The 10,018-nt window shown below is 61.3% G+C and carries 11 protein-coding genes; all 11 read left to right on the top strand.

The window, feature by feature from the left end; genetic code table 11:
* The first annotated feature begins 270 nt into the window (after positions 1 to 270).
* Complete coding sequence (locus WAO69_RS02880; RefSeq protein WP_422176540.1) at positions 271 to 1,191, top strand: SPOR domain-containing protein; 921 nt, start codon at positions 271 to 273, stop codon at positions 1,189 to 1,191.
* An 18-nt stretch (positions 1,192 to 1,209) separates the two neighbouring features.
* Entirely contained in the window at positions 1,210 to 2,388 is a 1,179-nt protein-coding gene (locus WAO69_RS02875) for a D-alanyl-D-alanine carboxypeptidase family protein (RefSeq protein ID WP_422176539.1), read from the top strand.
* Positions 2,385 to 3,017: a dTMP kinase gene (gene tmk / locus WAO69_RS02870; protein ID WP_422176538.1), complete on the top strand. Its 633-nt coding sequence runs from the start codon at positions 2,385 to 2,387 to the stop codon at positions 3,015 to 3,017. Before WAO69_RS02875 ends, tmk begins: the two co-directional genes overlap by 4 nt.
* A 38-nt stretch (positions 3,018 to 3,055) precedes the next feature.
* Positions 3,056 to 4,192, top strand: coding sequence for a DNA polymerase III subunit delta' (locus WAO69_RS02865; RefSeq protein WP_422176537.1), 1,137 nt, complete (start codon positions 3,056 to 3,058; stop codon positions 4,190 to 4,192).
* Positions 4,189 to 4,995: a TatD family hydrolase gene (locus tag WAO69_RS02860; protein WP_422176536.1), complete on the top strand. Its 807-nt coding sequence runs from the start codon at positions 4,189 to 4,191 to the stop codon at positions 4,993 to 4,995. Before WAO69_RS02865 ends, WAO69_RS02860 begins: the two co-directional genes overlap by 4 nt.
* A complete protein-coding gene (locus tag WAO69_RS02855) occupies positions 4,992 to 5,792 on the top strand; it encodes an MBL fold metallo-hydrolase (RefSeq protein ID WP_422176535.1) in 801 nt (266 codons plus the stop codon). The genes WAO69_RS02860 and WAO69_RS02855 overlap by 4 nt, the downstream gene beginning before the upstream one ends.
* A gap of 45 nt (positions 5,793 to 5,837) precedes the next feature.
* Positions 5,838 to 6,770 carry an AEC family transporter gene (locus WAO69_RS02850; RefSeq protein ID WP_422176534.1) on the top strand — a complete coding sequence of 311 codons (933 nt, stop codon included), beginning with the start codon at positions 5,838 to 5,840 and terminating at the stop codon, positions 6,768 to 6,770.
* Positions 6,771 to 6,909: 139 nt separating this feature from the next.
* Positions 6,910 to 7,797, top strand: coding sequence for a DMT family transporter (locus tag WAO69_RS02845; protein ID WP_422176533.1), 888 nt, complete (start codon positions 6,910 to 6,912; stop codon positions 7,795 to 7,797).
* Positions 7,798 to 8,121: 324 nt separating this feature from the next.
* A complete protein-coding gene (locus tag WAO69_RS02840; protein ID WP_422176532.1) occupies positions 8,122 to 8,253 on the top strand; it encodes a hypothetical protein in 132 nt (43 codons plus the stop codon).
* Positions 8,250 to 8,687 carry a hypothetical protein gene (locus WAO69_RS02835; protein ID WP_422176531.1) on the top strand — a complete coding sequence of 146 codons (438 nt, stop codon included), beginning with the start codon at positions 8,250 to 8,252 and terminating at the stop codon, positions 8,685 to 8,687. The genes WAO69_RS02840 and WAO69_RS02835 overlap by 4 nt, the downstream gene beginning before the upstream one ends.
* 848 nt (positions 8,688 to 9,535) lie before the next feature.
* Positions 9,536 to 10,018: TetR/AcrR family transcriptional regulator (locus WAO69_RS02830; RefSeq protein WP_422176530.1), on the top strand; the 483-nt coding region annotated here is incomplete at its 3' end.

The raw sequence follows: 10,018 nt of genomic DNA, 5'->3' as shown, positions 1-10,018 counted from the left end.
TTTTCAAGACCGCCGCATTCGACCACTCTGCCACCTCCCCGGTCGCTGGTCCAACGCGGCCGGGTTTAGGGTGCAAGACGCCTATGAGCAAGAGGAAATGGGCAGGCCCCCATGGGGAAAATTGCCGATGGTGAAAGCCGATGCTTCCCTTGCTGCGTGACTGGCGCTATCTTGCCTATCAACCAGAAGGCAGCGCCTCGCCGGAAGCAATCCGGACGGGGATCAGAGCGTAAAGAATACGCCGCAATGAACGGGCAAAGGGCGACAAGCATGAGACATCACCGCGTGATGCAAAGAGTAACCACTCGCGCAGCAGGGCTGACAGTCGCCCTTGCGCTGTTGGCCGGGTGTGAAGACATGCCAGCGTTCCTGCAACCTTCAACCAGCGGCACCGGCGAGGTCGCCTCGGCCCCGGCCGCGACCAAGCTGGTCGAACGCGATGTCGAAGCACCAGAGGTGTTTCAGGTCACCGAAGCCGGGCTTTGGGACGGCCGCCCCTCTCTGGGGGGCGTCTGGGTTGCGCATCCCGATGTTGGCGAACCTGAACGTGTGATCATTCGCAATTCGGCCAATGGCAGGTTCGTCATCGGTGCCTTGTTCCGCCGCGAGCGTGATATTCCCGGACCACGGCTGCAGACATCATCTGATGCGGCGGCGGCTCTGGGCATGCTGGCCGGGGCCCCGGTGCAGCTGAACGTGACCGCTCTGGTGCGTGAATCCGTCCCCGAGGCTGCACCGCCGGAAGACGTTGACAGGATCGAGACCGCCGAAGAGATCACCGCAGAGCCGCTGGATCCGATCGCACAGGCAGGCGCAGCTCTGGACGAAGAACAGGTGGCCGCGGCCGCGACAGCTTCGGCAGTCGGCTCGACGCCACCGGTCCCGACGGCCAGCCCGCAACCAGCCGCCGCCCCCTCGCCCGCGCCCGCGCCCGAGGCGACGCGTGTGGCCTCGTCACTCAGCAAGCCCTACATTCAGATCGGCATTTTCAGCGTCGAGGAAAATGCCAATAACACGGCCGGCATGATGCGCAGTGCGGGCATGGTACCCACTGTCTTTGAGCAGACAGCCAATGGCAAACGGTTCTGGCGCGTCGTTGTCGGCCCTGCGCAATCCGCATCTGAACGCTCTACCTTGCTCAGGCAGGTCAAGGATGTGGGCTTTTCGGATGCCTATCCTGTTACCAATTGAACCGGGAGAGTTTGATCCATGAAACAGCCTTTCGCGGCCCTCACCCGACTAACCAGCGCAGCGGTGCTGAGCCTGGCACTTGCACTGCCTGCGCTTGCGTTCGACACCCGGGCGACCTCGGCCTATGTGCTTGATCAAACCACCGGCACGGTGTTGATGTCCAAGAATGGCTATGAGCCTCTGCCGCCCGCCTCCATGTCCAAGCTGATGACGCTTTACATGGGCTTTGAGGCGGTGCGCGATGGGCGGCTGGATCTGACCGAAAGGTTGCCGGTCTCGGAACATGCGATGTCCTTTGGCGGATCGACCATGTTTCTGGACACCACTGACCGCGTCACGGTCGAGGACCTGCTGCGCGGGATCATCGTCTTGTCAGGCAATGACGCTTGCGTGGTGCTGGCCGAGGCCCTGAGCCCGGACGGGACCGAGGCCGGTTTCTCCCGCATGATGACCCAGCGCGCCAAACAGTTGGGCATGGAGAATTCGACCTTCATGAATTCATCGGGCTGGCCTGCCGCCGGGCATCGGATGTCGATGCGCGATCTCGCTATTCTGGCGCAACGCCTGATCGAAGATTTCCCCGAATTCTATCCAATGTTTGCGGAAAAGGAATTCCTGTTTGACGAGAAAGAGCCTGCCAACCGGTTCAATCGCAACCCGCTTCTGGGTCTGGGTATCGGTGCCGATGGCCTGAAAACAGGCCATACTCAGGAGGCCGGTTTCGGCCTTGTCGGCTCGGCCAAACAGGGCGATCGCCGGGTGATCTTCGTGATCTCGGGCCTTGAGACGGACCGCGCCCGCGCAGAGGAGGCCGAGGCCATTGTTAACTGGTCGTTTCGCCAATTTACCCAAAGCGAACTTGTCAAAGCCGGAACCCGCCTCGCGGAAGCCGAAGTCTGGATGGGATCCCAGCCGACGGTAGCCCTGGTTGCCCCGCAAGACGTCTCGACGCTGGTCCCCGTTCTGGGGGCCGAGGCGATCGATGCCGAAGTGGTCTATAACGGGCCGATCGAGGCACCTGTCCAAGCTGGTCAGGTGCTTGGTGAACTGGTATTTTCGCCCGAAGGGCTGCCCGAAGTGCGCGTGCCTCTGGTCGCCGAACAGGCGGTTGAGCGTGGCGGCTTCGTGGTGCGCGTGCGCACAGCGGCCAATCTGCTGTTTCAGCAGATCGTCCAGGGCCCCGAGACCGCAATGTGACCAAGGCCGGGCTGTTCATCACCTTTGAGGGCATCGACGGGTCGGGAAAGTCTACGCAAGCCCGATTGCTGGCCGATGACCTGCGGTCCTCTGGTCACGATGTGATCCTGACGCGGGAACCCGGTGGCTCTCCCGGAGCTGAAGAGATACGCGCGCTGGTGCTCGAAGGGGCTACGGATCGCTGGTCGCCCGAAACTGAAATCCTGCTTTTCACCGCCGCGCGGCGCGACCACCTTGAACGGGTGATCAACCCGGCCCTTGCGCGGGGGCAGATCGTGATCTGTGACCGCTTCGCCGATTCGACGCGAATGTATCAGGGGCTCAGCCGGGGTGATCTGCGCGCCATGGTGGATCAACTGCACAGGCTCATGATCGCGAAAGAGCCGGATTTGACGCTGCTGATCGACATGGAACCGGGTCTTGGGCTGGATCGCGCCTTGTCCCGCAAGGGCAGCGAAGAGCGCTTTGAGGAATTCGGCGAAGATCTGCAAAAGCGCATGCGGGCCGGCTTTCTTGACCTGGCGGCCGAGTTTCCCGAACGTTTTCGCGTAATAGACGGCGCGCGTGAGATCGAAGCCGTCGCGCGCGACGTGCGCGACATCGTCTTGGACAAGCTGGTGCAGAGCTGAGTGTTTGCCCTCGCCGCGCGGCCTGCTAAACCCCTGACATGAGTTCAACCGACACAGACGATCATGCGCCGGATCAGGCACCGGGTGCCCCCCATCCGCGCCACTCACCGCATCTGCTGGGTCAGGGTGCGGCAGAACAGGATTTCCTGCGCGCCTTCACATCGGGACGCATGCATCACGGTTGGATGCTGACCGGGCCCAAGGGCGTTGGCAAAGCGACACTGGCCTATCGCATCGCGCGTTTCCTGCTGGCCACTCCGGTTGAAGAGGTCGGCGGGCTGTTTGGGGAACCCACCCCGCCCGAAACCCTGAACATCGACCCCGAGCACCCGGTTGCACGGCGGATTCGTTCCGGGGCAGAGCCGGGTCTGAAAACCGTGATCCGCACCGTCAACGACAATGGTCGCCTCAGCGACATGATCCGTGCGGACGATATCCGCGCACTCAACCGCTTTTTCGGTCTGTCAGCCACCGATGGCGGGCGGCGTGTGGTGATCGTGGATGCTGCCGATGACATGAACCCGCAGGCTGCCAACGCGCTGTTGAAGATGCTCGAGGAACCGCCTGCCCGCACCACGCTCATGCTGATCGCGCATCAGCCCTCGCGATTGCTGCCCACGATCCGCTCGCGCTGTCGAACGTTACGCCTGACGGCACTGAACGCGGGCGATATGGCAGCGGCATTGGAACAGGCAGGCGGTGTGGCTCTCGAGGGGGCCGAGGCGCAGGCTTTGGCGGAACTGTCGGGCGGATCGGTGGGCGCGGCGTTGCGGTTGCTCAATCAGGACGGGCTGAAGCTCTATGGCGAGCTGATCACCTTGCTGGCCACCTTGCCTGCATTTGATCGCAGCCGGGCGCGCGCTCTGGCCGAAAGCGTGGCGGGCGCGCGCAATGGCGAGCGTTTGCTGTTGATGTTCGACCTTCTGGACCTGGCCCTCACACGGCTCGCGCGCACCGGAGCAACGGGCACCGCCTTGCCCGAAGCCGCCCCCGGTGAGGCGCAGGTCTTCGCGCGGCTCGCCCCGGATGCACGCGCTGCACGCGCCTGGGCGGATACAGCTGCACATATCAGTGCGCGCGCGCGTCACGGGCTGGCAGTCAACCTTGACCCTGCCGCTCTTGTCCTAGATACGATCTTCAGCATTGCAAGGACGGCCCAGCCTTCGATCACATGACGCAGACAGCCCAGATCACCGACAGCCACTGCCACCTCGATTTTCCGGATTTCGAAGGTCAGATGGATGCTGTTCTCAGCCGCGCAGCCGAGGCCGGAGTGACGCGCATGGTGACGATCTGCACAAGGCTGCGCCTGGAACCGCAGATCCGCGCCATTGCCGAGGCCCATGACCCTGTGTTCTACGCCGCAGGCACCCATCCCATGAGCGTCGCGACCGAGCCGATGACCAGCGTAGATGAGCTGATCGCCCTGACGCGCCATCCCAAGATGGTGGGCATCGGCGAGACCGGTCTGGATTATCACTACACCGCTGAAAGCGCCAGGATGCAGCAGACCTCACTGCGCCTGCATATCGCGGCCGCGCGTGAGACGGGCCTGCCGCTGATCATTCACGCGCGCGATGCGGACGCCGACATGGCCCATATTCTGCGCGACGAGTACCGCGCCGGGGCCTATTCCTGCGTGATGCACTGCTTTTCCTCCAGCGCGGATCTTGCCAAAGCCGCGCTTGATCTGGGGTTTTACCTGTCGATGTCGGGCATCACGGCATTTCCACGCTCGCAGGAGCTGCGCGATATCTTCGCCAGCGCGCCGGTCGAACGTATTCTGGTGGAAACCGACGCCCCCTATCTTGCCCCCCCACCCCATCGCGGCAAACGCAACGAGCCCGCCTTTGTCGCACATACCGCGCGGGTCGGGGCGGATGTTTTCGGGCTTGAGTATCCCGAATTCGCAGCCCGCACGCAGGCCAATTTCGACAGGCTGTTTTCCAAAGCCGCCGCATGGAAGGCCGCCGCATGAGTGACAGGTTGCGCTTTACCATTCTGGGCTGTGGATCTTCGGGGGGCGTGCCCCGCCTTGGCGGTCATTGGGGCGACTGTGATCCGCACAACCCCAGGAATCGCAGACGCCGCTGTTCCATGCTGGTCGAACGGGACGGACCCGAGGGCACGACAAGCGTGCTGATCGACACCTCGCCGGACATGCGATCGCAGCTTCTGGATACGGGCACCGGACGGCTGGACGGGGTGGTTTATACACATAGCCACGCGGATCATGTGCATGGCATCGACGACCTGCGCATGATCGTGTTCAACATGCGGTCGCGCATCCCGGTCTGGGCAGACGGAGACACGCAGAACGCGCTGTTTTCCAAATTTGGCTATGCCTTCGTGCAGCCAGAAGGTTCTCCCTATCCGCCGATCCTCGACATGAAAACGATCTCGGGCACCTTCGAGGTGGACGGGCCGGGCGGCCCAATCGCCTTTGACCCGTTCGAAGTGAACCACGGCAGCATCGAAGCCCTTGGGTTTCGTATCGCAGGTCTGGCCTATCTGCCGGATGTGGCACAGATCCCGGATGATGTCTGGCCCGTTCTTGAAGGATTGGATGTCTGGATCGTGGATGCATTGCGCCGCACTCCGCATCCGACCCATGCCCATCTGGATCAGACACTGGAATGGATCACGCGGGCCAACCCCAAGCGTGGAGTGCTGACCAACATGCACATTGATCTGGATTATCAGACGCTGCTTGAGGAAACCGCCGATCACATAGAACCCGCCTTTGACGGGATGGTCATCGAACTTGGCCTGTAAACGACTGCCGTATGGCCACTTGGTCACAGGTACCGAGGCCCACAGATGCTGCAAACGCTGATCGACGTCATTCTGCCGGTTTTTCTGGTGATCGGGTCGGGATACGCCGCCACGCGGGCCGGATACCTGAGCTTTGCCAATATCGACGGCATCATGAAATTCACCCAAGGCTTTGCGATCCCCTGTCTGCTGTTTTCAGCCATCGCAAATCTGGACCTGCAGACCAGCTTCGACCCGCGCCTTCTGGTGTCTTACTATACGGGCTCGGCCATTTGCTTTGGTCTTGGCATCCTTGGCGCGCGGGTCCTGTTCAAACGAGACTGGGAGGACAGCGTCGCTATCGGCTTTTGCGGTCTGTTCTCGAACTCGGTTCTGCTGGGTCTGCCGATCACGGAACGCGCCTATGGCCCGGATAGTCTGGTGGGCAACTTCGCGATCATCGCGATGCATTCTGCGTTTTGCTATGCGCTGGGGATCACGACCATGGAAGCGGTCCGCAACCGCGGCAAAAGCGGGCGCAGTTTGCTGCTGGCTGTGTTCAAGGGGATGTTCTCGAACACATTGGTCCTGGGCATTATGCTGGGGTTCCTGTTCAATCTCAACGACTGGACCCTGCCCGGTGCCATTGATGACGCGCTCTCGCTCATCATCGCCGCCGCCCTGCCCGGCGCGCTGTTTGCTTTGGGCGGCGTTCTGGTTCAGTACCGCCCGGAAGGCGATCTGCGCGCGATTGCGATGGTCTGCGTGATTGCCCTGTTGATCCATCCGGCCATCACCTGGAGTTTGGGCAAAACACTCAGCCTGCCCGACGATCTGTTCCGCTCAGGGGTTCTGACCGCTGCGATGGCACCAGGTTTCAATGCCTATATCTTTGCCAACACCTATGGCCGCGCCCGGCGTGTGGCAGCATCCTCGGTGCTGATCGCAACAGGAGTGTCTATCCTGACCGTCTGGGGCTGGCTGACCGTTCTGGGCTGAGCGGACCCCGACCCGATCCTGCCGGGAGCTGCTTGACCATCGACTTTTGGCTCAAACCTCTCTTGTCTCGCCCCAACTCACCTCCTAGAGCTGGAACCTGGGGAGCGTTCCCCTGATTTGCAGATTGAACACAGCGCCGATGCCCACACGCTCCTCTTCACATGTCACGGGCTATGCGGCGGCCTGGACCATCGTCCTTGTGTGGTCCTTCTGGCTGATCGTCAGCCGGGTTGCGAACGAAAGCGGGCTGACGGTCTATGATCTGGCGGCGATGCGCTATGGGCTGGCATCTCTGGTGGCCCTGCCCCTGTGCCTTTACTACAAGCCATGGCGCGGGATGCGCCTGACGCAGATCGCCCTGCTCTCGTTCATTCTGGGGCCGGTCTATATTCTGATCGTCTTTTCCGGCTTTCTCTATGCCCCCGCCGCCCATGGCGGGATCTTCATGAACGGGGTGCTGCCCTTGATCAGTATCCTGTTCGGCATTTTCCTGTTCCGGGTTCTGCCCGGCGTTCGCCAGGTCATCGGCGCTGTGCTGGTTCTTGTTTCAGCGGTGGTGCTGGCCTGGGACGCCAGCGTTTCCAGCATCAAGGGCGCATGGATTGGCGATCTGATGTTCGTGGCCGGAGCAGTCTTTTTCGCCTCCTATGTCGTCCTGTCCGAGCGCTGGCAACTTGGCCCGATGCAGATCATTTTTTGCGGGACCATCGTCAATGCGGTCCTCTATCTGCCGATCTGGGCGCTTTGGCTGCCCTCCGGCATTGCAGATGCCCCGCTGGGCCCGCTTGTTCTGCAGGCGGTCTATCAGGGCTTTGTGCCAAATCTGATCGGGCTTTTGTTCATCGCGCATGCGTCCCGCACGATCGGCAATGCCAACACCTCTCTGATCCTTGCTGCGGTGCCGGGGGGCGGTGCCGTCTTGGGCGCTGTATTGCTGAGCGAAACCCTGAGCCTCACAAGCATCCTGGCACTGGTCATTCTGACAATCGGGCTGTTGATCAGCGTCCGCAGAAAACTGCCGGCCTGACGCGGGCGCTGCCAGACATGTCGCCATCCCGCGACCGGGCAGTTTATCCCTTGCGCCACAAGGGGCAGGTCACAGCCCTCGCAACGCAAAAACGCACCCCGAAGGATGCGAAAATAGCCGTAACGTTTTCATTTTATGGAAAAAATGGTGTGGTCGAGAGGCACATAAGCCTTGTATCACTCTGCCCCAGGCGCGGTGGACTGGTGTCAGCTACCATCTTGCCCAAAAGTCGCTCATCCGCGACAGCCACGCCTTGTGCGGCCAGATTGACCCTGATGCCATGGCGACCCTGGACGCTCTTCCAAGAAAGTTCGGAGGTGCGGCATGAGGACGGATACCAGAAACCGCCGCAGCGATCCGCGTCCGACTCAGGTCCGACACCTGCGCCGCAAACACGGGCTGTCCGAAACCGCCGCGCAGCTTGTTGCGGAACTGCACTATGGGGTGACGCAATGACAGTGCGCGGGAAAGAGGCAGTGGAGGGTCGGGCAACACGCCCGGCCCCCCGCTCGATGAAGGCGCGATATGCCAAGTCTGAGCACGAGAAGGCCGCGAAGGTTCTGGGCTATGCCCTGACGCTGGACACGCCCGACGCCTGGTACGCCGCCTCTGCCGTCTGGCAGGCCCGTATGACGCCACAGGAGGCTGCTGCAAAGGCTTGGGCGGCATTGCATGCCACCGAGCCGGAACTCGCCCTCATGGTCGCCAGAGCGGCGCTGGGCTGCGCTGGCGTGCCACTGCCCACCCTGGACGATATCGTGGCCGATGCGGGGTGGTGGGCCGATCTGGCAGGGCCAGAAGAACGCGCGGCCTACGCGGTTGCCTGCTTCAATCGGTTTTCCCCGGTGGAGCGCGAAGAATTCCGTGAATTCGTGAGAGGCCAAGAATGACAAAACAGGTAAATCGTTTCGAGCAGTATGCGGCAACCCGCCTCTGCGTTGCGATTAAATCAAGTTGGAGGGCTTTCCATGCCAGCACCTGACCCAGACGGGGTTTATATCTCAGAGCGCTGCGAAGGCCGGATCACAGTCACCCATGAGGGCTATCTGTGGAGCAACAGTAGCCAGAACCGTTTCAAGCGGGCGGTAACAATTTTCAGGCGGCTACAGCGCGGTACATGGCGGTGTGATTGGTGCTGGGAAAATCTGCAAACATGGCGCAGGTCAGATGCCAGGTATTGCTGTGAAGGATGCCCCAAGCGGGCAGCGCGTCATAGGCGGTTAGGGAGAAGCTAGGACATTGGCAGGATACGCCACTTGTCTGCGGCTTTTGTCCGACCCGCCCTCGCGCCCACACCGCCCCGATAACTGGGGTCGGTTCGGCCTTGGCGCTATCCTGAATGCCGGACAGAACAGCGGCGTTTTCACCGGCCAGTCAACAGCTTGGCCGGTAACCTGGCGAGTTCTGCGCAGGGGAGTTGAAATCAGAAAGCCGTTTGCGGTGAATGGCTTGGCGCAGCAGAACCCCCTTCGATCGATTGGCCTCAAGGTTCATAGGAAATCAGCGTCTCGCTCCTTAGAAGAACGAAACAATATTGCAGTCTAGGTAAACTCCATCGCCGTCGTGTTCATACCGAAATGCACGTTCTTCCAAGTCGCCAAAAGGAATGCCCATTGTAGGTTCGGCATCAGGACTTAGGGTGCGTTTTCCTGAGATGAACTCGCATGAGTAGCTGCCACCCTTGCACTCAAGCCAACGGCAACTTGGCTAATCTGCTTCGGTCTGATAGCGCTGCGCCATGGCGTCGATAATTCGAAATGGCAAAGCAGTTCGCTCACGTGATCCGGAGCGTACGAAAGCGCAGATTCTCGAGGCTGCTTTGACGGAATTCGCTGCGCACGGCTATGATGGCTCGAAAATTCACAAGATCGCGCAGCGCGCGGCCTGCAATCCGCGCCTCATCTATCACTATTTCGGCAGCAAGGACGATCTCTACCTTGCCGCTCTGCGTCAGATCTATGCGGAGATCCGCGCCAAGGAATCCGATTTGCATTTGGATACGCTGCCGCCGTGCGAGGCGATCGTGCGTCTGGCGGAATTCACCTTCGACTTTTTCGATCAGAACGGGCCATTCGTCGCAATCACGCGCAGTGAGAACCTGCTCGGTGGGCAGTTTGTTCGGCAGATCTTCCGGCGTCGTTTTGGTCGGTGGCAGGGAGGCGTCGGTCAGGCAGTTGCGCATTGGCATGGCGTTCCAGAACCCCACGATGCTGCCGTGGCT

The organism is Aestuariivita sp. (genome assembly GCF_049276915.1).
Taxonomy (GTDB): Bacteria; Pseudomonadota; Alphaproteobacteria; order Rhodobacterales; family Rhodobacteraceae; genus Aestuariivita.
The sequence above is the reverse complement of the archived record's forward strand: the minus strand, read 5'-3'. Positions and strand labels throughout refer to the sequence as shown.

Coding starts and splice junctions, on each gene's coding strand:
- WAO69_RS02880 (WP_422176540.1), top strand. CDS start 271: ATGAGACATCACCGCGTGATGCAAAGAGTAACCACTCGCGCAGCAGGG.
- WAO69_RS02875 (WP_422176539.1), top strand. CDS start 1,210: ATGAAACAGCCTTTCGCGGCCCTCACCCGACTAACCAGCGCAGCGGTG.
- WAO69_RS02865 (WP_422176537.1), top strand. CDS start 3,056: ATGAGTTCAACCGACACAGACGATCATGCGCCGGATCAGGCACCGGGT.
- WAO69_RS02860 (WP_422176536.1), top strand. CDS start 4,189: ATGACGCAGACAGCCCAGATCACCGACAGCCACTGCCACCTCGATTTT.
- WAO69_RS02855 (WP_422176535.1), top strand. CDS start 4,992: ATGAGTGACAGGTTGCGCTTTACCATTCTGGGCTGTGGATCTTCGGGG.
- WAO69_RS02850 (WP_422176534.1), top strand. CDS start 5,838: ATGCTGCAAACGCTGATCGACGTCATTCTGCCGGTTTTTCTGGTGATC.
- WAO69_RS02845 (WP_422176533.1), top strand. CDS start 6,910: ATGCCCACACGCTCCTCTTCACATGTCACGGGCTATGCGGCGGCCTGG.
- WAO69_RS02840 (WP_422176532.1), top strand. CDS start 8,122: ATGAGGACGGATACCAGAAACCGCCGCAGCGATCCGCGTCCGACTCAG.
- WAO69_RS02835 (WP_422176531.1), top strand. CDS start 8,250: ATGACAGTGCGCGGGAAAGAGGCAGTGGAGGGTCGGGCAACACGCCCG.